This window comes from Exiguobacterium artemiae 255-15, from assembly GCF_000019905.1.
GTDB lineage: Bacteria > Bacillota > Bacilli > Exiguobacteriales > Exiguobacteriaceae > Exiguobacterium_A > Exiguobacterium_A artemiae.
The window spans coordinates 2,570,007-2,595,807 of sequence record NC_010556.1; the positions used below are offsets into that span (position 1 = coordinate 2,570,007).

A 25,801-nucleotide genomic window follows, 5' to 3' on the forward strand; every position below is an offset into this window, starting at 1 on the left:
TATTTTTGTGGTCAGCTCGATTGTTGGTATTCCGACTTGACGAGCCGGTCGGCTTTCAGGAAAAGGCGAAGAGCCGTATAGAGGACGATTCCGAAGACGGCACCACTTCCGTCGATGATGACGTCTCCGACGAGCGGTGTCCGTCCGCCGGTCAGTTGCTGATGAAATTCATCGAGGACGCCGACGGTCACCGCTGTCGTTGCGGCAAAAAAGGCGGCCGGAACAGGACGGTAGCCGCGTAGACGCAAGACATGGGCAATACTTATCCCGAGAATGAAGAACAGACCGGCATGCATCCCTTTGCGGATGAAGAATTCAAGGAAGGCTGCTGGACCAAGCGTTGCGACGCTGATCGGCACCTCATAATGAAACGAGACGAACGAGAAATGATACACCCATCCGAGTGGAATATGATTCGTCAGAAACGGAATCAGTGATTGTTGCTGATACGTCATCGAACTGAATCCGGATAATAAAAGTAAAATGGCTCCTGCTGCAAGATAAGCTACGGGTATACGACGCATGTTTCATCTCTCCTTCAATACTTGCCATCTTACCATGTCTTTGAAGACGGGACATACGGCAAAAGACGGATAACACGACAAAAAAACATGCCTTGCTCCCGGTCGGAAGCAAGGCATGTTCGATTATGAAGCCATCGTTTTTGGTTCACGCACGAGGTGCTTGATTTCACCGAACGTCACGAAGGTTTTGTTTTTCGCATCGTATAACTTATAGCGAAGCGACTTCAGACTCGAGAACAAGCCGATCGTCGTTGCTTTTTGAAGCGGCGGTGTCGCCGTATGCGCTTTTTCTAGGTTATAGTTCGGTACGCGTGGACTTAAGTGGTGGACGTGGTGGAAACCGATGTTCCCCGTCACCCACTGCAAGACTTTCGGCAATTCGTAATATGAGCTGCCTTCGATCGCGGCCTTGACGTAATCCCATTCGCTCTCATCCTCAAAATACGAGTCTTCAAACGTATGCTGGACGTAGAACAACCAAATCCCAAGGACGCCGGCTGTGAACATCGTTGTTCCTTGAATGATTAAGAACGCCTGCCATCCGACGAAGTAAATCAGGATCCCGTATAAGACGATCAGTGACGCATTGATGACATGCGTGTTGATCCGTTCTTTTTTCCGGGCATCTTTTCGGTTAAAGCGGCTGACGACTAAAATCAACAGGAGTGGTCCGAGACCAAACATGACGAGCGGATTGCGGTAGAGACGGTATTTCAGACGCGTCCATTTTGACGCTTCGATATATTCTTCAATGGTCATGACCCAAATGTCACCGACACCGCGTTTATCCAAGTTCCCGCTGGATGCGTGGTGAATCGAGTGTTCCCGTTTCCACTTTTCGTACGGGAACAGGGTCAAAATGCCTGTAATCGTTCCGACGATGGCGTTGGCCTTTTTGTTTTTGAAGAATGACCCGTGCGTACAGTCGTGGAAGATGATGAACATCCGGACGACAAAACCGGCTGCGACAATCGCAATCGGAACCGCGAGCCAAACGGAAATCTGTAAGGCCTGATAGGCCAGGAACCAGGCGACGAGAAACGGCAGGATCGTATTGATCATTTGCCGGACGCTTGATTTGACGTCCGCCTTCTCAAAAGGCGAAACGGTCTTGCGAAGCTGGGCGATTTTTTCTTTACTCATGTGTTGCTTCCTCCTCGAATTCGTACAGCGTTCACGACGCTACAATGAAATGAACTTGATATGAAACCTGTAAACGGCGTTCGTGACGGTGAATTCGTAACATCCACATGAAGATCGACCCGACCGATATAGTTAAACGCTTGAATATTTTTATTACCAGGTAATTATAGCACACAGAAAAAGAATACAGGATTAATTCTCGTATAATTTTTAAAATTCGATTTCATAAACCAACTTAGCTTTTTCTAAAATATATCAATGAGAAGTGTAGGTAAATTAAAAAAGGGTAAACCATTTATATACACAGAAACGATAAATGTCTTAATAAAGTGATTTATATGCCTATTTTTTAATTATAGTTAATTTTAAATTAACTCTTTGTTATACTATATAATTGAGGTGAAAGAAATGAATCCATCAACAGGTACGTCTATTGAAGAAATCGTCTCCCGTAATCTTCAGGTCTATCTTGAAACAATCGGTAAAACCCACAAGTGGGTGTATGAGCGGGCAGGTATGTCAAAACCGACGTTTTATAATCTATTAAAAGGTAAAGGAGACATAAAAGGCGGCATCACCCGCTTAAATCGTGTTTTCCGAATTACAGACCCGACTTATTTTTATCAACAGGACTTTAAAGTGCCGGTGTCTATTCATGATTTACAAAATACAGCTACTTTAAAGCAACAGGCAGCAGCAAATTATCATGCATTTGGACCGTCCCCTGTTATGGACGAAACGTTCGAAACGTTGGAAGAAATCATCACCATGCTTGACGTCCTTCATTCGTTTGACGAGGTGGAAGCATGATCACACGAGACAATTTGCTCGATGTCATCGAGCAAAATAAAGAAATTTTGGGCATTGTTTCTAGTCGTGTAGACGATACGAAGGAACAAAGTCTTTTGTTTCGTTACAAAACACTCGACAGCATAAAATATTATTTGATGCAGAAAACGAGCGTCATCTTGTTTCCTACTCCGGATACAAATTATGGCGGGCTCATCACTTATCGAAATCAACGATTTTATCTTCATATTAATACCGCTCAACCCAAAACGTATGAAAACTTCGCTTGGGTTCACGAATACTATCATTATAGATATGAAAAAGAACGGATCCAGGATAAGCAAACCGAAACTTTTTTTGAAGACTCGGTTTTAAATGCACAAGAGCGTCATGCCAATCTATTTGCTTCTGAACTACTCGTCGATACAAGAGTCTTAAAAGAATCGTTCGAACAAATCAGTAAAAGCTACTCAGACCGTCCCATCGAAGAGAAGGTCATTCATTTGATTGCCATATTTGAAGTTCCCTATAAAGTACTCGTCATCAAATTATTGCAAGACGGACTGATTTCACCGTCTGCGGCACTCGATTTGATTGATTATGACTATCTTGAACATCTGCCGGATGATTTTGACACATCCATCTTTCATCCAAGCTTTGTCATTAAGTTAAACAATCTTAAGACGTTACTATCCAGTCCTCGGATGCAGGAACGTTTGACAAGTAACGAATACGAGCGTTTTACCGATCAATACAAAACAGTGCTCAAACGTTTGAAAGAAAAAAGGGACACGAATGTCTAACACTTTTGATTCTCCGATGTATGACTCCATCCGCTCCTTCGTTAAATTAAATTTTGTCATTGAGGACGGGCAGACCATCTATCTTCTGGATAACATGCTCTTGACAAAGTTATCGAAAGCAGCCCGTGATACACCTGATTGTTTCACATTTTTTATTGATCACTTCCGTCAGCATCATGCCGTTTTACTGATTCCGGATATTATTTTTGAAGAAAGCTCCAGAAATCGTGATATGACTCCGGAACGGTATGCCACGTTCTATCAGCCGTTCTTTCAAATCCTGTCGGAACACATTGATTTGTTTTATGTTACCTTTCGTGATTGTTTTGATTTTGTCCACCGCGGAGCAACGACGCGTCAGCAAGCCTTCTCTCAATTTCGTCTTTTGGCTCGTGAAATCGTCCGCTCGCATACGGAACTCTCACAACAAGTACAGCAATCGCCAACGATAGAAGCAGTGGAATCAGCAATCCGGGCCGTCCGGCAAGACTGCGGCGAACGGATCCTTCATCTGTTGGCCTGTTCGTTACTGGTCGACGGTGCTGAAACCGTGACGTTGTTAAGCAATGAAGGACCGGGCGTCTACTATACGCGTCTGACAATGGCAAACAACGAAACCTTATTAAGAGCCCTCTTCATGGAAGACCGACATGTTTTTCGTTCCGTTTACCGTCTTCAATCGCTTGATCAATTGCTTGATTCGATTGTAAAAAATCAGTCTGTCACGGATCCTGTTTCTCTCATCGAATGCATACGAGCCGGACAGCACAAACATCGTAAAGTTCACTATCGAACCGGAGAAGATGTCAGTGACAGACACCAGCTGGACAATCCGGAGTTTCTGCAGATTATCCTCGATCCGCAAGGGCGAATTACTTTCTGATTACATCAGTCTGCCTTTAAAAACAAGAGTAGCCCCTTCAAGAGATGTCAGAAATCATCTTGAAGGGGCTTTTTGTATCTTTCTCATTTTTTTATCTGTTTCAACGGCTTCACTGCCGGTCCTTCCAAGACGTTCCCCTCGTAATCAAACCGTGAGCCGTGGCACGGACAGTCCCACGATCGTTCCCCGTTGTTCCATTTGACGTCACACCCCATATGCGTACAGGTCGTCTTGACGAGATGCAACTCACCGGATTCATCACGGTATCCTCCGACCGTCTTACCGGCATGCCGGACAAGCCCACCTTCATCGATACCAAGATCGTCCGCCGATTGACTGGCGCGACTTACTTTTCCCTTCAGTAATTCGATCGCAACATCGGCATTGTTCTTCGCGAACTGCTTCGCATCCTGTTTATTCAGCTTCGACCGGTTCGGATCAAACAGTCCCCGGAAACGGTTCGGCGTGCCGGTCAATAAATCAGATAACAGCAACCCTGCTGCAATCCCGTTCGTCATTCCCCATTTCGCGAAACCGGTCGCGACCAAAATGTTCGGATCATCACTCGTCATCTGCCCGATGTACGGCACTTTATCGAGTGAAATCAAATCCTGCGCCGACCAAAACTGATCAATTTCAGCTACACCAAACTCACTCTCGGCGAAATGAGCCAATGCTTGATAGTTGGCTTTCGTATCCGTTTGATGGCCCGATAGATGATTTTCCCCGCCAAACAGTCCAAGTCGTTTCCCATCCGCTGTCTTCACATGACGGAGCGACCGGCTTGGCTTGTCGGCGCTCATGAACATGCCGTCCGGGAAATCCTCCTGGACCAGTCCGGATACGATATACGACCGGTGCACTTCGAGTTTCGAGAAATAGAGTCCCTTAAAATCGTTGAACGGAAAGTGTGTCGCGACGATGACCTTTTTCGCCTCAATCTGATGACCCGATTCAAGCAACACGGTCGGCGTCCGTTTCGACTCGACAGATGTCGCCCGCGTCTGTTCATACAGTTTTCCACCCTGCTCTGTGAAATGACGGGCAAGACCCAGTAAGTATTTGACAGGATGGAACTGGGCTTGATTACGGATGACAAGTGCCTGTTCGACCGGATACGGTAATTTATCTTTCACTTCATCCGTTGCGTCGCCGCCGTTGATACCAAGCCGGCTGTAGGCATCTGCTTCCTTTGTCAGTTGCTTCTGTTTCGTCCCGGTTGACGCGACGTACAGATACGCATCCTGTTCCTCGAGCTCACACTCAATCGCCAGGCGCGTCGTCTGATCCCGCAGGAAACGAATCGCTTCTTCATTCGCTTCATGATAAAGCCGTGCTTTCTCTTCACCGAACGTGCGGATTAGCTCATCGTAAATCAATCCGTGCTGCGACGAGACTTTTGCTGTCGTATAGCCGGTCGTCCCGCTCGCAATCCGGTCAGCCTCAATCAAGGTCACGTCATACCCCTGCTCGATCAGTTGAACGGCTGTCACGAGTCCGGCAATCCCGGCCCCGATGACGACGACATCACTTGTCAGGTTATCGTCTAGCTTTGGATAAGTTGAAGCTTCAATCGAAGTCCGCCAGTACGATGTTGGAAATCCATCCAGTTGCTTCATTTCCCCGCCTCCATAAGTATCAGTTTTTCTTTCATAGCTAACAGTTACAGTTACCCTTGTTTTTCTAAAAACATTCACAAACTATGCCATTTAAATTTTCAGATAAAAAATAGCTTCGATCGAAATCGAAGCCACTTTTTTATGAACTTAATTTTTCTTTCGTCTGTTTCTCGAGCAAACCAAGTCGACGGATTTTTTTCTCTTCAACGACAGCAACAATAGCTAATGCGATGACACCCAATACTAATGCAGCATTGAAGACGACAAACGTATCATTCCAACCGTGAAGTGTCATTGAACCAATCGTTAAACCATTTGTTTCAGGGTCAGCAATTTTCGCAAGACCTACTTTTGCGATAGAATCACCGAGCAGGTAACCAAATGTACCGACCATACCGTTAGTTACTGTCGTTGCTTTTTTAGGAGCAAAACTAATGACGGATACGCCAATCAATAGCTGTGGTCCATAAATCAATGCACCCAAAGCAAATAAAGAAGCATATATCATTGTCTCACTAGTTCCATAACGGTATCCGAGAACTGCGACAGCCGTCAGCAATAAACAAATCGTCGCAACGAGTGCACGGCGTCCTTTGAGTAAATCAGATACATATCCCCAAATCAGACTTCCGCAAAGCGCGCCGATCTCAAAGAAGAAAATCGTATTGACCGCACTTGCTGTACTGAAATGCAGATGCTCCGTCACGTAAAGTGGGGCCCAGTTGTCAATTCCAATACGAACGATATAAACGAAAACATTGGCAATACATAGTGTCCAAATCCACGGATTCGAAATAACATACGTCTTAAAGATTTCCCATTTCGTCATGCTTTCCGCTGCCAGATTTTCTGGTTCAATCGGTTCTTCAAATATTTCTTCACTTCGGTTCCAACCCAGTTCTTCCGGATCATCTTTTCCAATGAAGAGCCCAATGACTCCAATCGTTAGGGCAATCATGGCCGGAAAAATAAACATACCGACTACACTTCCATTAAAGAAGACGTTAGCTCCCCAGAGTGCAAGTCCCCCGGCAATCGCACCACCGATATTATGCGAAACATTCCAAAAACCTAGATAACGTCCCCGTTTTTCAAATGGAGTCCAGCGTGTGATGGTCGAATAAGATGAGGGTCCTCCGACTGACTGGAAAAATCCACTTAATCCCCACAATACCATCAAAAGACCGATTGGACTTCCACCGGCACTCATTAAAAGTCCCATCGCTGTAACGATCATCGCTGAAAGAATTAATAAGAACGAAATGATACGTTTAGTATTTTTTCCATCTACAAAGTAACCGAGCAAAGTCTTTCCGATTCCATACGTGATTGAGAAGGCAAAACCAATGTATCCAAGATCTGTCGTCGAAAAACCTAGCTCCTCTTTCATTAACGGTTGTGCTGCTTTAAAGTTATTACGAATGAGATACATCGCCATATAAGCTAAAAAGACGACTAAAAACGCTTTCAAAAATTGTCTTAACCATTGTTTTCGCTGAACCTCAATCGGTATACCAGCGTTTGGTACTTTATTGATACTGAAGAATCCCATGTTTATTCCTCCATCTTGGATTGAGTCTTCGTATCATTTGTCATAGAGTAAATTAAATCTTCTGAGATAGTCCTGATAATCAGAGACAATGTCCTGACCAACACTTTTTTTGATTGGCTGCACTTGTGAAACGGCATAGGTCGGTGTCCCAAATGACACTTTCCGTAAGATATCTTGTCCGTCCTCAGACAGAACGTAACGCATGAAGTCGTTTGACAACCCTTGCTGATTCCGATTTTTAAGTTTCGAAATCGCATTAATTGAATACGTATCCAGTGGAATGCTTTTAATCGGATAATACTTTTCACGTAACGATTGTTGATCGCCAATGAAATTAACACCAAGCATTGCTTCTCCACTAGCAACATAGGATACCGGTGCGAATCCGTTAGCTGTGAACAACCTTGTCTGACGGATCAATTGTCGTAACAAAGTATCTCCTGACGTTCCATATCCGTCAAAGATAGCTTGAAGAATCGTTGCACCTGTACCCGAATGATTAGGATCCGGTAAAATCAATTCATCCCGATATACCTCTAGTGTCAAATCCTTCAGCGTAGTAGGATACGGAATGTTTTTACCGATTCGTTCCTTCCATAAATCCGTATTGACGACGATTGCGAGACGTTCAACTTCATAGCCGATCCAATACCGATCCGGGTCTTGTAATCCTTCCTGCGACGAGGTTGCTGGAAATGGAGTGGACAATCCACGTTTTTTTAACGTTTGATGCGCATCCCATGTTCCACCGATGATGATATCCGCACGCGGATGCTCCGCTTCTTGAGTCACTCGGCGAACCAGTTCTTCTGTTGAGAGCCGGACGAATTCATACGTACATTTCTTAACCTCACAATAGGACGACAAGAGGGCACGACCAATATCTTCTTTTGCCGAGACATAGGCTGTCAAGTGTGGTGTCATTTCTCTTGCAGCTGTTCCCTGTTTTGTTTGTTGATTGTTTTGGACGATCCAAATACTTATGATACAAATGATACTCAGCAAGAAGAGTATCCCTTTTCTCATCGACGTTTCGCTCCCTTCCATACTGATGCGAGCGATCCCTTAAGGTAAAACGTATTTCCGTTATCATCATCCATGTATTGGACGCTGAATAACGCATCATAAATGGTGATGTTCATCAGGTTATCACGTTTTCCTGTCTCATTGGCATAACGGGTGATTTGAAGAACACGTGGTTTATCAATTGAATTTAGTGCCCGTCCGACCTCTTCATAATCCGTCATCGGTTCTGCTCTCTTAATTTTTTCCTCAAGTGCTTTCCGAAGACTAGAATCGATTTTCCTCGACCGTCCCGCATCGAAAAGAATCACTTCTTCGGCTTGATTAAATTGTTGTGAAAGCTGTTGCGGATTATGATACGCATTTAAAAGACGGGCTTTGAGCATTGTCGTCTGACTAAGAGGTTGTGCCGCAATACAGCGTCCATTTAAAATCATCCCTTCCCCTAGTGAAAACGACCATGACGTTCCATTCAAGAAACGAAGCGTTCCGGTAAACGTCGTCATCCCAGCTGGACAGTCTTCATTTGTCGCCGTCTTCATTTGCTTCAACAGGCTAGTGATACGTTGGATTTCGTTTCCGTCCTCAATTGTCTGTTCGCCCCATGCGCGGTGACGAATCGTCAACTCGGTCGGAACCGAATTGTCTGATTGATTCAGGATATCCGGATTGTCTTTGATGACGTGCAGTCGACCAAAAACATTTTGTTGAAGTAAAAGAAGACCGAGGACAAACAGGATGCCCATCAAAATAAGGTAAACGATTGTCGAGATCTTCATGGTTCATCTCCTTGCTTGGTTCTTAGATTACAGGTCAATTGTTTCGCAAATCAGACTCAATTGTTTCGTAAATGTATCTTTTAGAAAGCGTTTTCAATATTTTTTTGTTTGATCGGCAAGACGAAAAATCATCTCCACTTTAGTACCATTCTCGTCACTATCCACTAAGAACCGACCTCCCTGCTCGTTCATCAATTGGCGGCAAAGTAATAGACCAAGACCGTTTCCTCCCGCTGATTTTAGAGAGTCAACTCCTAAGGAAAACTCTCTTAGAACATGAGGATCAATTCCGATACCATCATCTTCAATCCTTAGATGCAGTGACTCATCTATAACAAAGCTTGATATATTCAAAACCATCGCGTCGCTGTATTTGACTGCATTCTCAAGTACGTTCAATACTACTTGTTTGGTCTGATCCGGTTGTCCCAGTACGAATAATTGTGACAAATTCAACAGTACTTTGATGCCATGTTGGTCCATTCGAAGTTTCATGATGAATAAACTGTCTTGAATGAGCGCCTCAATATCAAACATCGTCGATGCAATTTGTCCATTCATTCTTTTTTGTTTAGCGTTCTCTAAATTATCTGAGACTAGTCGCAATAAACGCCGGCTCTCAGTTTCAATGTACTGATAACACCTGGCAGCTTCTTCCGCCTCAAGCTTCGGAATTAAATCGACATACCCCATGATCGCCGTCATCGGAGTCCGAAGTTCATGTGTAACCTGATCAATGAAAAGCTGTTGTTCTGAACGTTCATGCTCAAGTTGCCGAATATTATGCTGAACCGCATCAGCCAGTGAAGCAAAATCTGCTGCAAGACGATTTAACTCTTCATAAGGGTATTCCGGCAATTTATTTGCATAGTAACCTTTCGTCAAAGCATGCGAAACACTTCGTAAATCATCGATTGGTTCTATAATTGTACGTGACATCCGACGTGCTGTAACGACGGCAAGACCGAGTAAAATAAGGAATACACCACTGAACACGTAAGTAAGTTTTCTTAATAAATCAGCTTCTGGTTTCAAATCCACTAAAAAACGAATGGATCCAACGATATCTGTTTCATCGTAAATCGGGCTCGAAAAAAATAAGACAGGTGCTTCGTTTTCTTTTAAGAACAGATAACTTTGTGTCCCTTTCAGAGCCTGGTCGATATCGCTCGCAAGAAGTGGCAATTGATCGCGTTCGGAATCCGCAAGTAATTCGGATTTTGATCCAAATAACTGAATACGGACATCAAAGCGGCTTGCAAGGTAAGAGGCAACCGGTATCGCACTCTCCGCCAAAGAATCCGCCTGTTCGTTTTCAAGATAACTCATCGTATATAGTTGTGCTTCCCGACTCAATTTTTGCGCGGACTCGACCGCATTATCGTACAGATTTGATTGAACAAATGCATAGATAATCAAAAATAAAGTCAGTAAGGCTGAAACCAGTAAAAGAACAAAATTTTCGATGATAACCTGTTGAAGTTTCATGCGTCGACCCACTTATAACCGGCTCCGTAAATGGTCTTAAGTCGCTCCCCTTGAGGTCCCAGCTTTTTTCGCAGACGTTGAACCATAATATCAACAGCCCGGGTTTGCCCTGAAAAATCAAAGCCCCATACTTGCTCAAGCAATTCTTCCCGTTCAAAAACACGCTTCGGATGTTGCAAAAATAGTGCTAACAAGGCATATTCGCGATACGTCAACGGAAGCGGCTCTCCGTCCAACAAAATCGTCCGCTCTGCCGAATCAATCGTCAAAAAAGAATCGTCTACGGTAAATGGTTTTGGAGTCATTTGAACAACACGTTTTAGCAAATTTTTTACACGTAGTACAAGTTCCGTACCGTTAAACGGCTTCGTCATGTAATCATCGGCTCCGAGTTGCAGACCGATGATTTTATCATTCATTTGGTCACGTGCAGTCAGCATTAAAATCGGTAAATCAGGTTGCGATGACCGTAACTGTGGAATCAAATCAAATCCGGTCGTATCGGGCAGCATTAAATCAAGAATGATTAGATCAAATGATTGCGTTGCATGCAGCTTTAATGCTTCTTCTCCACTTTTTGCTGTCTCGACTTGATAGTGTTCGATTTCCAGCTGTAATCGAACGAGATGACGAATGCTCTCTTCATCATCAACCACTAAAATATGCATAAGTATCCTTCTCTCTACTTGTTCTTGTTTCTTAGCTTATCATGGTATCGCTTTCACGAAAATTTTCCAACTATTTTAATTACTCCCTGCACATGAATCACTCAAAAAAGAACTCTATCCCCTTTTTTTAGGAATAGAATTCTTTTTTAATTTTATATTTTTAGATGTCTTGTACTATACAATCACTTACTTCACGGTAATCTTAATCTGGACGACCGTTTCATTTCCCGAACGATCATTTACGCGGTACGTCAACGGATAGATACCTTCCCGCTTCGTATCGACTCGTCCCGTTATTTTAATTTGATTCGTTAGCACGCCGTCCATTTCATCTGATGCTGTTACACCGGCACTTGGGTTAAACCAACTGTTTCGCTTAATCGTTTTCGAGGCCGCTCCCTTCAGGACCGGAGCTGTCGTATCCTTGACCGTGACTTTTCGGACGAGTGTCCGTTTATTGCCAGCCGCATCCTGGACACTGTACGTAACAGGATAGACACCGACTTTATCGGTAGAAACCGTTCCGGAAATCTTCAGCTGTTCTGTCACATCTCCATCGACGTTGTCGGAAGCGGTCACGTTCCGTTTCGGACGGAATCGTTCGTTCACCGCTAAGATCAGATCGTCCGCGCCATCAATAATCGGGCGTGTCATATCTTTGATCGTGATGATCCGTTTGACTTCGCTTTTATTACGCGATAAATCGTATGCAGTATAAATCAGACTGTAGCGCCCCGGTCGGTTAAGATCAAGATTTCCGGTCACGCTCAGTAATTCTTTCACATCGCCATCCGTCTCGTCGATCACACGAATCCCTTTGTATACATCAAACGATTGACTGGCCGGAATCGTCAATCCGGTAGCTCCCTCGATTTTTGGAGCGATGACATCTTCAATTCTTTTTTCCTCAGTAACATGCAGGTTGCCTTTTAGATCCTTCACTTCAAATGTAATATACTGTTGTCCGCGTAAGGCGACAGGCGATAACACAAACATCCCTTTTGCGTCAGACATCGTTTGTACATTCTTTTTCCCGATGCGCGCAGTGACTTGCATGAAGGGCTCCGTCTGCCCGGTAATCTTTGTCGCTTCGTTCGTCATGTGGTCCACATTAAACTTGAAAAACGGCTTCGCTTTTTCGACGATTACTTCGCGACCCGGACTTCGGTTGCCGAATGTGTCTTTCAAATACACCATCAATTTCGTTCCGGCAGATTGCTTCGGAAGATCGATGTAATACATATCACTGTAACGCGACGATCCTGTATGACGCATCGCAATCCGTTCTTGTCCCCGGTAGACTTCAATGATCGTATCGTTCCCTTCGCCACCGACCGGTAACATGGTTTGAGTATCCGGTAACTTCCCGACGTAATCCATGATTGGTGCTGTCACATCGTGCAGATGGACGATTTTAACAGCACTTGTTCTTCGGTAGTCTCCAAAAGCTTGAACACGAATAGCTTTACTGTCGTCAGGATATTCAAATGCAATTGAAAAATGACCGTCCGCATCGGCTTCATCTGATCCAAGACTTACCTCGCCGTAGACATCATTTCGTCTGTTCATAATCTCGACTCGTGCGAACGGCTCGGTCGTTCCTTCCAACCGCAAGACATCATCATCGATCGTCGCCGGCACATCGAGACGAACGGCTGTCTTGTCCTGCACTTCAAGCTGTTTCGAAGCAGCTTGCCAGTTTTCATACGTTGCTTCGATTCTTAACGTCGTTCCCGTTGCTTGTTCTGAAATCGGCAGTTCAAACGTCCCATTATCCGACACAGTGGCCGTCCCAAGCAATAGTTGATCATTATAGAACTTCAACTTCATGCCCGGCTGACCACTGCCCGTTATCTTTTGATCCACTATCGAAACCGGGTCGACATTGTAATAATAGTACTGCTGTTCATAGATGTCTGAGCGAAGACCAAATGCATCGACTGCCATATAACGAAGTTGTGTCGTCCGGTCCAATAAAATCGGATAACGTTCGTAATACTTTGAGCTATCTTCCGTCGGTTCAGAGCCGTCCATCGTGTAATAGATCGTGGCTTCCTTCGTCGCCTCAAGCTTCACTTCCTCCTCTCCGGAGTATAACCCCGTTGGCATGGACGCCTCGACTTCTGGATTCGACTGATCCATGATACCGAGCCATTGCCGTGACTGTTGCCCGAAAATATCCGTCAATATGATTTCGATTCCTTTTTTTCCGACGATATCATAATTCTGGACAGAGAAAGTCCCGTCCGGTTGCAAAGCTAATGGTTTACCGTCAATCGTTGCTTGAAGGACCGGCAAGGTCGCTCCCGTAAAAGAGACTTTCCCATCGACTGGAATAAGCGGTTTACCGTAAATCTGTAGTGGCATACGCGGAATGATGGTCGTTGTTTCGATATCGACCTCGACTTGGTCCCCCTTCACGAAGTAAGCCGTTCCTTGCTCGCGTTGAACGGTAGTCGCTTCACGAACGACTCGTTTGGCACGAATCATGTTCTCTACCATGACGTTTCCTTTACTTTCCAATGTCCCGTACACATAGACATTACCCGTCGTGCGTACATTTTTTAAGATGACGTGGGCATCCGGTCCGATATACAGATTTTCTTTGATCGTTTGATTTTCAAGAACCGTATCTTTCATTGAACTACCTCCACCTACGCTTCGCTTAGAGGTGAAGGATTCCTGAGTTATCCGACCTAACGGTCGAAACCTGATCAGGCTAACCCCGTCGTCCCGACGGTTGAAGAAGCTAAGGTACGTTCAGCTTCTCGTTTGAGATTCAGTCCTGCGTTCACATCCCGGTCGTGATGGATCCCGCAACTCGGACATGTCCATTCACGCAAGCCAAGGTGTTTCACGTCTTTGTGTTGATGACCGCAACTCGAGCACAGTTGACTCGATGCGAAGGTCTTTCCGACCTTGACGACGGTTTTCCCATACCAGTCCGCCTTGTATTCAAGCATGCGGAAGAACTCCGACCAACTGACGTCGGAGATAGCCTTGCTCAACTTACGATTCTTCTGCATGTTCTTCACTTGCAAGGTCTCGATGCCGATGACGTCGTGGTTTTGGACGATCTCGGTCGATACCTTGTGCAGGAAGTCAGTGCGCTTGTTGGCAATCTTTTCATGGATACGGGCGACCTTTCGCTTCTGCTTCTGATAGTTCCTCGCCTCGGAAAGTTTCACTTTTCTGTTCAAGGCGATGATCCGACGACGTGATAACTTGCGTTGTTCAAGCGCCAGCTTTTTCTCGAGCGAACGGAAGTAACGGTCGTTTTGGTATACCGTGCCGTCCGACAGGATGGCGAAGTTCTTCAACCCGACATCGACACCAACGGATGAACCGGTCTTTGGCAGTTCGTGGATCGCCTGCTCGACGAGCAGGGAGACGAAGTATTTTCCTGAAGCGTTTCGTCGGATGGTTGCGTTCAAGATACGGCCTGTAACCTGTTTCGAATGGGCGAAACGAACCCATTTCAGCTTCGGAAGTTTGAGCTTGTTGCATCCAATCGAGACTTCAGGAAGTTGATTTTTGCCTTGGATATTGGTCTTGTACGATTGGACGGGATTGCACTTGGACTTGAAACGAGGGCGTTCGTTCTGCTTCTTGAAGAAGCGATCAAACGCATCGGCAAGATGTTTAACGCTGATCTGAACAGATGTACTATCGACTTCCTTCAACCAGTCGAACTCCTGCTTCAACGAAGGAATTTCTTTGGAACAAGAGCCGTAGGAAAGTCCAGTGGCCTTGTACCTTTCATTCCACTTCGCCAGGAAGTGGTTGAAGACGAAACGCGAACATCCAATCGTCTTGGCGATCAGGATTTCCTGCTCTTTCGTGGGGTAGATTCTGAATTTGTAGGCCTTGTGCTTCAACACCATTTTTCACCTCCTTTAAAGGGAATATACCCGAAAGGCAGGCTGGCGATTCATCTCCCACTTTCACTTCGTTTAGAAGTGGGAGATGAATCGCCTAATTTTGATAAAAACAGTCCGTTGATCGGTGTGATTTCCCCTTGTCCTTGAACGGTTGCTGCTTGAACCGTCAGAAAATTTAAAGCCGAAGAAGAAGGGAGGATAAGTGATGCAATAATTCCTGTAGCCAATACATGTTTCCACGACAATTTCGACATGACGATCTCCTTTTGGACGTCTTTCTCGACGCACCTAAAATAAAAATCTAATATTACATTTAATTCTAATTTATTGATTTTTTTGTATGTATATTGTTTTGATTTCTTATATCAATTGATTCTTTAGTATTTATACTGAGCCTACTCTTTTTTTGGACACGACAAAATGACTCCGAAATTTTTTCGGAGCCATTACATGCCGTATTTATTTTTTAGTGCCTTAACGAACCGTAAACTTCACTTTATCTGCTTCTCCATAAGCATCCGGCTCGAACGTCCACCGCTCGACACCAGTCTTGACTGCCTTGAAATGATAGCCTTCCATTTTGAGACGACCTTCACCTGATGAAAGCGCGCGATAAACGTATGGAGTCGTATCATCTTTATATTCACGAACCACCGCAACCGATTGTCCTTTCTTTAAACTGATGTTGTGAGGACTCGTTAAATATGTATAGCCCGCATACCCGTCAAGCGTCATATACTTTGATACCTTCCCTGCAACTTTCCGATCATCCGCACCATTACCTGCTCGACGCGTTAACTTTGTCCCTTTGTACGAATAGACATCATGTACAATCGTCATTGATCCCAGATACAGCTTTTGATCACGAATGACCGCTTTTCCGAATGTGTAAGTTTTTTTTGCTTCAAAGATTTTTTTGATCTTTTTTCCATCTGTCGATCCAATCAGAATAGGTGTGACATAGCCAGCATTTCCGCCACTTGGTCCAATCACCAACTGTTCTTTTTTCGTATCTATCATCTTTCCTTTAGCACGTACTGCATAATAATCCGTCTCTCGATCCGTGTATGTATAGACCGTAGACCATTTTTTCTTTTTCGCATCGTATTTCTGAGCTTTTCCGATGACATCATTCATATACGTTTTTGAATTAAAGCGTTCGTATAAAACAAACGTTTCTGGATACTTTCCTCCGAGTAAATACACCGACCGTACATCAATCGGCTTATATCCGCCTGAGAGTTTACTTTTCTTTAATGAAGCGAGTTGTTTATCCACAATCTTGTTTTCTGATTTACTGAGTGCCGCTGCCGAATCCATCTGGATAGGCAAGAGACTGATTAATAGCCCTACCGCTGTAAATAATACTGTTTTTTTCATTTCAATTTCCTCCTCGATTGGTTAATAGCGTTCTGCATCATTGACGCTAAATGAACTTAATTGTTCGGTACTCTTGATAAACCATTGTTCTTGATCCAGGTCATATTTGAGATGATAGCGAAACGGTACGTTATCGCCGGGATCTTCTTCAACGAGCGAATCGTTTTCATCGTAATAATCGCCTACATAATAAGAAATCGCTTCAATCGTAGCAGATAAATCGGTCGCATTTTCACTGATCTTAATGGACGACGGTGAATATTCAATACTGTCAAAATATCCTTCCCAATAAACGCCTCTCTTTTCTAAAGAGTTATAGTAACTTTGTTGTCTTGCCAAATAGTCAGGTTCTGTGTACAACGTAAAATAAGACGTATCCATGCTCTCATATGCACTTTTCCATTCACTGGCATGATCATTGATGGTACTGATGATGTCGTCCTTCACAGATTGTCTAACTTCCATACCGCGACCTTTTGCTGAATCAGAAAGCGAAGTCCGATTCGTCACTAACCAATCCTGTCCTGACTTTATCAAGTCTAGTTGCCAGACGATCGTACTCGAATCTGGTCGTTCATGAAAATAAGGCTGATAAGAACGGGAAGAGTAATCAACTGTCACTTTCGCCGTCGCTTGATCACCTTTAATGACGATATCGCTTTGAGGAATAGCATTCGTCGTCAACTCACCATCGAAGACATATCCACCGTTGATTAAATCATTTAAGCTGCTTTGGAAACCTTGATTGTACGTACTCGTACTTACAGAAAGACCTTTAACCGTTCGGTCAGTCAATGCATCTTCCAACTCCCGAAAGAAAATCTCGGAAATATCACTGATTTGTTCATACGATTCCTCTAAATTTGTATCTTCTTTCGTTTTACCTTTTTCTTTGGAAGTCGATTCTTTTTTGTCTTCCTCTTTCGCTTCTTCTTCCCCTATGACAAATGTGGCATTCGACTTGGGTTCGTTTGACTTTTTAGCAACAACATCTTCTTCCATGCCCCAGTAATAATAGGCACTTCCACCAATTCCTGCTACTAAAAGGAGACTTATAATACCGACACCTCTTTTATTACGTTTTTGCTTTTGTTTTTTTTCATACTTGATAACGACGTATGCCCGTTCGATTTCTGTACGTTCTTCTGATTCTTCAGGGTGTGCTATTAACTTTTCTTCATAAGCTTTGTCTAACTCTTTCATACTCGATGTTCTTGATATGCCTAATCGTTCGTATGGATCCATAATCATTTCTCCTTTTATGAAAATTTTGTTATTTTTATCTTTATTTTACATTATAATAACCATGGTAAGAAAGGAGTGCACACATAGATGGCACATTGTTTAAATTGTCACACCCCTATGAATGACCAAATGATTTTCTGTCCTGTTTGTGGACAAAAGAATGCTAGAAAAAGGTCACGTTTTTCTAAAAAATCTTGGGTGTTGTTTTTACTTGTATTCCTACTTTTAGTTGGAGGAGGCGTTTTTGCCTATACAAGCTATCAGTCCTCACAACCTTTGTTTCAGACAAGCGAGTTGACTCGCTCCGAAGCTGACCGCGATGAGGTATTACCTCAAGGGTTCTCAGGCACGCAGCGTAGTCAATTAGCAGATGAGGAACTAGAAGACTATCTCGTATTTGACTCCGCTTCACCGGATTCGCTTTATCGTTTCCTAAGCACCTATGCCCAACGTCTTCCTTCTATTGATAAAAAAGATGGGGACTGGAGCTACTACGATTCGAACATCGAAGATTATAGTCCTTATTCCGATCTTTTCTACGGTGAAAAGGATTTGACAGATGATGAGCTTAATTCTTTTGGAAATCGTTTAGCTTTTTCTGAAGATGATCCGTATAGTTATGTGACATTACAAGATATGACGTTCGATTCAATCGAATTAATAAAAAAAAATCAATTCGATGTTCAAACAACCGAAATCTATTCACGTAAAGGTTTTGAAGATGAAGACCAACAGCTATATAAGACGATTACGAACTATGAATTAAGTTTCGAAGATGGAGCATACACAATCACTTCAGTTAAACGCTCATTTAAGAAGGAGATCAAATCATGATGTTACGAACAAGTCTTACGATTGTCTTCGCCGTTTTATTAAGTGGTTGTACAAATGAGTCTGCTAACTTGTACATGAAACAAAGTGCACAAAGCACACTAGAAGGTGAGCTCGAACAAGAGAAGCAATGGTTTGAAAAAGCAAAATTAGAAGGTGCGACCGACAAACATCTGATTGCTCTGAGTCAGCAACAAGAGGCATTTCACGATCTTGAAGCCGCTATTTATATGAATCAGACTACAAATGCTGTTAAGTTTGCTGAACGTGTCATGAACCAAACATTCGGTGATCGATCACTTGCGAATCAAGCTTCAACATATCATCGAACTTTACTGAAAATCGAACGTGAATTTAAAGATTTTCAAGGTACCTATACTTACACGACGAGTGACCAAGGGGAGTATGAGCAGGATTACTCAAATGCGACAATCGATGTCAGTACGTATCCTAATCGAAAAGCAACATTAACCATTCATGATGTACTTGACTATGAAGGTGAACCTCTCGATGACTTTGAATATACAGGTCGCTTTGATTCGGAAAACAGTTTAATGGTTTATTTTTATGAATCATCACTTGAAATCACTTTTGATGAGGATGGTCATTTAACCTTCCGAGATTCCGGTATTGAAAAAGACTCTACTGTCGACTTTGAAAAATCAAAAAATCAGTCTTTATGATAAAACGCTTGTCTTCATATGGAGACAAGCGTTTTTGTGTATTACGCTTTCGTACCTTTCAAACGTCGTAGTCCATATCCTGCTAGACCACCGAAGAATGGGAAGAGGAAGAGCATGAAAGCATTCCAAAGTGTCAGGCTTGAAATAACGACACCAGCCATGAGATCTCCATCCCACTGAACTTCAAGTCGAGTCTGTGTGAAATATGCCAATATGAGACCTCCAACTAGGAAGACACTTCCGTAGACGACCGTAGCATGTAGTGTTCGTATCCAGCGGAAACCTATCCCTATATGGATGGCAAACATAAGCAGAAGGAAAATTAGTCCGTATGGTGCAACGCTTGTTCGAAGAAGCTGTTCTTCTTCAAAAGGAGATGAACTATCTGCTATTTGAATCATACGAGATACAAGACCAATATCGACTGTTTCATCAAAACGTGTGACTTTTGGATCGAGCGTTGGATCATTTCCATTCTCAATTTGATTGCCTACAATGTCTTGAATCCGACCAAGACCCGATGCTTCTTCTGCTTCTGTGACGGGTTTTTGTAAGTCGTTTAACCGATCTTCTCCGTATAAAGCGGCGCCAAGACGGTATTCTTCTGTTAAGACCGTCATTTTAAAATCAACTTGACCCGCTTGTGACATTACATAGATTGGTGAAGCACCACTTAAGAGCACGAGACTTGTCGCCTCTCCAACTGCTGCATCATCTAGTTCATCTAGTTCGTTTAGATAATAGAGCTGTCCGATTGATGTCATAAGGACACCTACTAAATAAATACTCATCAGAGTCATCGCAGCAACCCGACCGACCTGCCAAGATCCGCGTAATTCTTTTTGTCCAATAAAGAGGAACAATAGGACTCCAGAAAACGAGATGAAGAAAGTCCGTAAGATGCCTTTTAATAGATGAAGATCAAAAATACCAAAGTCTGTCGCAAATAGTCCGACTAATAAAGCAATCAGAGATAATGTCAGCGAAAAAATGAAGGTTCGTTCAATTCGTTCGTTCCATGAGACTGCCTTCCCCCCAACGACTCCACCTCGTTCCAGTAACCAAGCACTACCAACTAGTAAGAATAGACCGGGTAACGAAAGAAGAAGATGACCGGAGAAAATATGAAAATCCAACTGATTGACTGCTTTCTGGATTTCCGATAAGTATTCGGCATCTCCGCGCGATACTTCCGTGATCAACCACGATTTTAAGTCTTCACTTGATGTCAGTTGAAGACCTGCCAGCGATACAAATAACAAGAAGAAAAAGAGACCAACTGCACTATAATCACTTCCGATATTCTGTTGAGCGGCCTTTAATGAATCAAGGGAGGCTTCTCCACTAACAAGACCCAGAATAATGAACAGTAAAACGATTATTGCTGCGAAGCAAATCAGGGCGGCTACGCTTCCGACTACTAGACTTGGATTCGAAGTCGACAGATCAAAGCGTGACAAAAATGTTCTTCCCCTCTCTTTCCATGTTGAGTTCGTACCCCAATTTTGTGTCTTCCATTTTTTACGAATGTCATCCATGCCCGGTAAACGATCTACGATTGAACCTTCTGACGTTGCTGCCACAAGTCGTGAATGACCACAACTCGGACAATAAGAAGAACGACTATCCATCTGATGTCCGCATCCAACACAAAAGTGAGCTGCTTGTTCAAAGCGAATCGGCCTTAGCTGTTTATCGAGTACTGTCCCGTCTACACTACAATACTGAGCATGTTGAGCATGAGCTTTTCCACAGGTCGAGCAGTACTTCATACGTGTTGCCCCATTTCGGATCCACAGCATGTACAGTATTGTTGATCGTTACGTTGCGGTGTATGACAAGTAGAACATTCCACCTTCATCTGATCGGTTTCTCTAGGAACGGCTGTACCGCACTTACCGCAAAATTTCGCACCCGGTTCTAGTGCAGTTCGACATGATTTACATTGCTTTTGCGCTGCCTCAACTTCCATTTCTTCAATTCGTGATAATGCACCAAATACAAGCACTTCCTGCGCCAAAATGTCTTTAATTTCATCACGACGCCCTTCACTTCGAAGCTTCATATAATGCCGCTCCCCGATTTCGTACAAAAGACGTCCTTTTTCGCGTCGAGCTTGTTCGGCATTTTCATGCAGTTCTTTTGGTGTCATTTCTTGAAAACGTGATTTTATCATTTTCCAATCCATCATCTGTGTTTCCTCCCTGATTTTACTTAATGTTCGTAGCTTGCTGAATTCTAAAACTCTCTTCATAACTATCAGAATCCGGAGTGCTTCCATACGTGAAAAGGTACCGGAAGAGTGATTTTGATGTTGATTTCCCAGGGGATTCACTATCATACGAATAAAGTTCGCCACGGATATAGGTCGTTGCCATTAATTCGATTCCGACCGTATCACCATATTCAACAAACTTTGCAGAAGAACGATCAATCGAGGCACTCATGAACTCGCCATCCCATTCCAAATCTTTTCTACTCCAGTCATCGTAATTTTTTTGTTGCTTCGCTATATACGAAGCATCATCGACGAGTGTGAAGTAACTCGTATCCTGATAGTTCGCTGCATCGACCCAATCGGAAGCATGTTCTTCCACGACTTGCTCGATTTGATCAAGGGTGGCTTCCGATGGTTGAAATACAAAATCAATTTTTTTCGTATCCGGTTTGACGAGTACCTCTTCTGAAGTCTCATCTCCCCAGGCAAATTGATTTTCAATAGCTAAAGTAATACCGTTCTTCGGAATCGGTCCGTATGAATCAAGTTCCGAAATCGTCTTCGATGTTACTTTTCCATCGACAATCAGAAACGCGTCTGGATAAGTTTGATCTAAGGAGACGGCATTCCCTTTTAAGGTGATTTCATATTTTCGATTCGAAGCATCTAAGGTTAACGGATTGATAGTAACTTCACTTGACTCTTTTCCATACTCCCCATCATAGGCAATTTTGGCATCCGTCAGTCCCGGGTATATGCCATCCATTTGAATACCATCTGCTGACGCCTTACTACTTTCTGTCCCAACCGGATTAACAAGCGTCACTTTTGTTCCTTCAAAGTTACTGATGACTTCCGTTCGCACTCCCTCTAGCTGCAGACGATAGTCCTTGAAGATTCCAAACTGACGTCCGTCCGCTACAATTTGTGCTGGAACATCGCTTTCGTTCTCAGCTTGAAGAGATGTGCCCGCCATTAATAAATATTCCATAAATGATTTCTTTTGTTCAGGTGTCTCCTTCAAGGCATCCAGAAAACGCTGAGCCATTGATTGATCGATTTGCTTCCCATTAAACTCCGTATGTTCAGCCAATAACTTCGCATCACCCGAGCGAATGGCATCACGTACTTCATTTGTAGTCGCCTCAACGGTAAACCATTGTGTCGATAAACCATAGTAAGCCCCACCAGCTATTAACAGAAGTACAAGGGCTGACAGAAGAGCTTTTGTTTTTTTATTCATTTTCTTAGATTGAATAGGTTTTTCGTCTCTTTCTTTTTCAATATGGTTATTTTCTTCTTCGCGGCCCGCAAGAGCATCGCCACAGCTCGGACAAAATTTCAATCCACGCTTCGCGGAATTCGCACAATTCACACATGACATTTCATAAACCTCCTTTTATCTCACACGAACAATCAAACTACACTAAGTTAAATTTATCCATAGAAGATATTAACACAAAAAAGATATATTTTAACTTAAATTTGTAATAAAAAAAATCTATTTACTTATATTTAAAATAAAACTGTAGAATTGATCAAATAATTGTTCTTTCTATACATATAATGAACTATATATAAAAAAACAGACTGAATTCTCCCTTTCTTAAAAGGACGATTCAGTCTATTTTTTTAATGATTCAGTCTCCGGGAGTTGATTCAAAAAGGTGAAGGTATCGCGCATAGCCTTTTTCATCATAGATGACTTCAAGAGCATTATTCTTTTTTACCATGTATAAACTAATTTTTTTAATTTGGTGTTGATCGAGGATACTAGTTCCTCGTGTCACTTTTGAAGACACTGCCGGATCATATTTATAGGTTTTCTTTGGTTTTCCGAACACATCAATTATTTGTTTTTCACTAATATCAGTTCGTTTTTCGCCACTTAAAGGTAATAAAATTTCGTCAATGGTTTTTTTGTTACGATACGTCCCATAAAGTACGTTTCCTTTAAAAATACCGTTAGTGTAAACTTTTTCTTGATAATATATCTTTCCATTCGTTCCTTTTACTTTAGAATAAGAATCGTAAAGTTGATGTGAAGCATTCACGAACGTTCCTTTTTGATTCAATATACTTTTTTGACTCATCAGCCATTTTAAATTCGCTGTTTTGGATTCTTTGCGTACTGTCAGCGAAAGCGTAGCAGTATGTCCTTCATAAGATCCTTTAATCGTCACTTTTCCAGGAGACTTCCCAATTAACTTACCTTTCGAAAAATAAGCAACTTGTGGATTATCAGACCGCCAAACGGCTTGATTCGTCAATTTAGTTTTCGTTCCATCTTTTGATATGGCAACAAATGTCGGTATCGTTTCGTTTCGAACAATTAACGAATTAAAATCTGTACTGATTTTTGCGCTCACGATTCGCTTTTTTAAATTTTTTGCATCATAGACACGCACAGAATCTCCCAATGTCACTATTTTGGACGAGTTTTCATTAAATACGATACGTGATTCTTCTATATTTGTATAAATTCGTTTAGCTGTTTGCATATCGTATAAGATTCCTTTTGAAGTACCGAGAAACACCCCGCTGTCATCCAAATCGATTTCATCATACGTTTTTAGTGATGATAGAACGGACTTAGTAAACGGGCTCTTGTACTGATAAATACGTCCGTCATAGGTATTAAGGATTAAAGTATTAAATCGTGTCACATCATACGAGATAATTCTTTCCTGCGGTAAAATTTCAGTGACCATTTCTAGCGCATGATTCATGACATGAATCGAGGAGTCATCTCCAATCATGATATAATCGTTCGAGACTTTCAACGTACCATCAGTACTGATACCTCGAGCGGACAATACTTTTTCAGTTTTGATGTCGTATACGAAAATATGATCATCTGACGCAATAACGAGTTTAGAGGAATTGGGTAAAAACTTAGCTTTAATTCCACTGTTAAATCGATAGACCTGATTCTGATATCTAAGGTTATCGACTGTTCTGACTTCTTCGCCAAATTCATCATAAATCGTAAAATAGGTGTGCCAAAATTCTTTTGCAATCATCCAGGATTCATCTGTACTGACATCAAGTAATGTGTCACCTGTATCTTCTGTTCTTAAACGTGTTCCAGTCTCTAAATCAACTAAATTTGTTCCTGCATGATCGGCATAATACAATGTATTGCCGCGAATTGTAGAGTTTTGTCCAATTACATCATCATTAATTTGAGCAACTGTCGGTAAGCTGACGCTTGCTGACACTGATAAATTAGGGTATAGAATCGAAATTAAAATAACCCCTGCTATCATTTTTTTCATCTTCTTCATCCTCTCATTAATAAATCGGCTAACCTACATGTTATAGAAAAAACAAAGAGTAAGACTATCTATTTTGAAATATAAGGAAATATTTTCTCTTTTATTGGACTTGTATCGTGTTGAAATCATGGTTTGTTTCGTTTTAATCCGTTCGAACAGTTGCTCAACATTGAGTATGTCCGCATCGAACATGTCGAGCATCAACCGAATCGTTAAACCATGTTCTCAGTCCTCCTTAAACTGAGACTGATCACAGATGATCGTTATTGACTTGTTAATACCAGTCCAGCCTCAAAAAAGGACCTTTCAACATGCTATCTGCAAGTACCTTAGAAGGTTCTTTTTTCTTCGTCAAACAGTGAAGGGTATCATCATGTCTACTCACGCACAGTCGGATCAAGCATCGGCATATACGTCACGTTACAAATCGTCCTATCGTCGTCAATGTCCCTTGTCCTTTGATGTACCGTGTCACGATATGATCAAAAAACAAGTAGGCACGGTCGCGTTCGGAATACGTGCTGACTTCCCTGCTGCTCCGACATGGATTCCAAAATATCTTAGCCATTGCAGAAGGAAGTCTCTCTCAAACAACAGTTTGTCAAAGATGATACTGACCACTTCAAGTTTCGTGTTTTGTTCCCGCAGACAAATCGTTTGTTCTGCTTTTCCGCCTCTACTCTTAAACAAAAGTCATTCTTTATACCCCAATAAAAAAACGCAAAAGTATTCCCTTCATTCGAGCGTAACATGGAGTGAAAACCATTATTCCTGCTATCAAAATTCTTTTTCATTTCATTTGCTGATGACACTAAGAATAATTGGCTTAATATAACAAAAAAATAAAATATTATTTTTTTGATAACTCTATTTATAGGTAAATAGACTTAAGCTGTTGCTAAAAAAGGTCTTCTGTACCTATAATTTAGTATATATGAAAAGTTTTTCTTTACAGTATTTAATTTTTCAATATAAATTCTTAAATGCTGAAATAATGTTTTGATCATTGAAAAT

At 42.5% G+C, this 25,801-nt stretch carries 22 protein-coding genes; 5 read left to right on the forward strand and 17 right to left on the reverse strand.

All coding sequences use genetic code 11. From position 1 onward, the window contains the following. Positions 1-11: 11 nt before the first annotated feature. Entirely contained in the window at positions 12-524 is a 513-nt protein-coding gene (locus EXIG_RS13200; protein WP_012371460.1) for a VanZ family protein, read from the reverse strand. 123 nt (positions 525-647) lie between these two features. Further along, positions 648-1,667, reverse strand: a complete 1,020-nt coding sequence (gene desA / locus EXIG_RS13205; protein ID WP_012371461.1) for a Delta(5) desaturase DesA — start codon at positions 1,665-1,667, stop codon at positions 648-650. Between the two features lie 408 nt (positions 1,668-2,075). Here desA and EXIG_RS15635 point away from each other — a divergent pair, with 408 nt between their 5' ends. From EXIG_RS15635 to EXIG_RS13220, 3 genes are read left to right on the forward strand one after another with little or no spacing between them, the layout of a single operon-like run. Beyond that, entirely contained in the window at positions 2,076-2,477 is a 402-nt protein-coding gene (locus EXIG_RS15635; protein ID WP_012371462.1) for a hypothetical protein, read from the forward strand. After that, positions 2,474-3,259, forward strand: coding sequence for an ImmA/IrrE family metallo-endopeptidase (locus EXIG_RS13215; protein ID WP_012371463.1), 786 nt, complete (start codon positions 2,474-2,476; stop codon positions 3,257-3,259). Before EXIG_RS15635 ends, EXIG_RS13215 begins: the two co-directional genes overlap by 4 nt. Then, entirely contained in the window at positions 3,252-4,142 is an 891-nt protein-coding gene (locus EXIG_RS13220; RefSeq protein WP_012371464.1) for a hypothetical protein, read from the forward strand. Before EXIG_RS13215 ends, EXIG_RS13220 begins: the two co-directional genes overlap by 8 nt. An 83-nt stretch (positions 4,143-4,225) precedes the next feature. On the opposite strand, the gene EXIG_RS13225 is transcribed toward EXIG_RS13220, so the two are convergent. The 10 genes from EXIG_RS13225 to EXIG_RS13275 form a co-directional block, all read right to left on the reverse strand. Continuing rightward, entirely contained in the window at positions 4,226-5,761 is a 1,536-nt protein-coding gene (locus tag EXIG_RS13225) for an FAD-dependent oxidoreductase (RefSeq protein ID WP_012371465.1), read from the reverse strand. Between the two features lie 139 nt (positions 5,762-5,900). Next, entirely contained in the window at positions 5,901-7,313 is a 1,413-nt protein-coding gene (gene uhpT / locus EXIG_RS13230) for a hexose-6-phosphate:phosphate antiporter UhpT (RefSeq protein ID WP_012371466.1), read from the reverse strand. A 33-nt stretch (positions 7,314-7,346) separates the two neighbouring features. Beyond that, positions 7,347-8,318: an ABC transporter substrate-binding protein gene (locus EXIG_RS13235; RefSeq protein WP_167315853.1), complete on the reverse strand. Its 972-nt coding sequence runs from the start codon at positions 8,316-8,318 to the stop codon at positions 7,347-7,349. 17 nt (positions 8,319-8,335) lie between these two features. Further along, positions 8,336-9,115, reverse strand: a complete 780-nt coding sequence (locus EXIG_RS13240; protein ID WP_012371468.1) for a DUF3919 family protein — start codon at positions 9,113-9,115, stop codon at positions 8,336-8,338. A gap of 93 nt (positions 9,116-9,208) precedes the next feature. Then, positions 9,209-10,603, reverse strand: coding sequence for a sensor histidine kinase (locus EXIG_RS13245; RefSeq protein ID WP_041261730.1), 1,395 nt, complete (start codon positions 10,601-10,603; stop codon positions 9,209-9,211). After that, the gene (locus tag EXIG_RS13250; protein ID WP_012371470.1) at positions 10,600-11,271 is read right to left on the reverse strand and encodes a response regulator transcription factor; all 672 of its coding nucleotides are present in this window, start codon (positions 11,269-11,271) and stop codon (positions 10,600-10,602) included. Before EXIG_RS13250 ends, EXIG_RS13245 begins: the two co-directional genes overlap by 4 nt. A 186-nt stretch (positions 11,272-11,457) precedes the next feature. Beyond that, a complete protein-coding gene (locus EXIG_RS13255) occupies positions 11,458-13,911 on the reverse strand; it encodes an immunoglobulin-like domain-containing protein (protein WP_012371471.1) in 2,454 nt (817 codons plus the stop codon). A gap of 74 nt (positions 13,912-13,985) precedes the next feature. Then, a complete protein-coding gene (tnpB, locus tag EXIG_RS13260; RefSeq protein WP_041262030.1) occupies positions 13,986-15,152 on the reverse strand; it encodes an IS200/IS605 family element RNA-guided endonuclease TnpB in 1,167 nt (388 codons plus the stop codon). Between the two features lie 474 nt (positions 15,153-15,626). Further along, the gene (locus tag EXIG_RS13270; protein ID WP_012371474.1) at positions 15,627-16,532 is read right to left on the reverse strand and encodes a hypothetical protein; all 906 of its coding nucleotides are present in this window, start codon (positions 16,530-16,532) and stop codon (positions 15,627-15,629) included. Positions 16,533-16,553: 21 nt separating this feature from the next. Next, entirely contained in the window at positions 16,554-17,777 is a 1,224-nt protein-coding gene (locus EXIG_RS13275; RefSeq protein ID WP_012371475.1) for a YvbJ-related protein, read from the reverse strand. Positions 17,778-17,864: 87 nt separating this feature from the next. On the opposite strand from EXIG_RS13275, the gene EXIG_RS13280 reads away from it, so the two are divergent. Next, a complete protein-coding gene (locus EXIG_RS13280; RefSeq protein ID WP_012371476.1) occupies positions 17,865-18,611 on the forward strand; it encodes a DUF2116 family Zn-ribbon domain-containing protein in 747 nt (248 codons plus the stop codon). Beyond that, positions 18,608-19,291 (forward strand): hypothetical protein, encoded by a 684-nt coding sequence (locus EXIG_RS13285; RefSeq protein ID WP_012371477.1) that lies wholly within the window; start codon positions 18,608-18,610, stop codon positions 19,289-19,291. Before EXIG_RS13280 ends, EXIG_RS13285 begins: the two co-directional genes overlap by 4 nt. A 41-nt stretch (positions 19,292-19,332) precedes the next feature. Here EXIG_RS13285 and EXIG_RS13290 read toward each other — a convergent pair whose 3' ends face one another. The 5 genes from EXIG_RS13290 to EXIG_RS15970 all read right to left on the reverse strand — a co-directional run bounded on the left by EXIG_RS13290 (position 19,333) and on the right by EXIG_RS15970 (position 25,355). Next, positions 19,333-20,922 carry a hypothetical protein gene (locus tag EXIG_RS13290; RefSeq protein ID WP_234944543.1) on the reverse strand — a complete coding sequence of 530 codons (1,590 nt, stop codon included), beginning with the start codon at positions 20,920-20,922 and terminating at the stop codon, positions 19,333-19,335. Positions 20,923-21,059: 137 nt separating this feature from the next. Next, positions 21,060-21,482 (reverse strand): zinc ribbon domain-containing protein, encoded by a 423-nt coding sequence (locus tag EXIG_RS13295; RefSeq protein WP_012371479.1) that lies wholly within the window; start codon positions 21,480-21,482, stop codon positions 21,060-21,062. Positions 21,483-21,501: 19 nt separating this feature from the next. Further along, positions 21,502-22,854 carry a TcaA 3rd/4th domain-containing protein gene (locus tag EXIG_RS15965; RefSeq protein WP_167315854.1) on the reverse strand — a complete coding sequence of 451 codons (1,353 nt, stop codon included), beginning with the start codon at positions 22,852-22,854 and terminating at the stop codon, positions 21,502-21,504. Positions 22,855-23,149: 295 nt separating this feature from the next. Beyond that, complete coding sequence (locus tag EXIG_RS13305) at positions 23,150-24,787, reverse strand: hypothetical protein (RefSeq protein WP_012371481.1); 1,638 nt, start codon at positions 24,785-24,787, stop codon at positions 23,150-23,152. Between the two features lie 415 nt (positions 24,788-25,202). Further along, positions 25,203-25,355 carry a hypothetical protein gene (locus tag EXIG_RS15970; RefSeq protein ID WP_167315855.1) on the reverse strand — a complete coding sequence of 51 codons (153 nt, stop codon included), beginning with the start codon at positions 25,353-25,355 and terminating at the stop codon, positions 25,203-25,205. Positions 25,356-25,801: the final 446 nt, after the last annotated feature.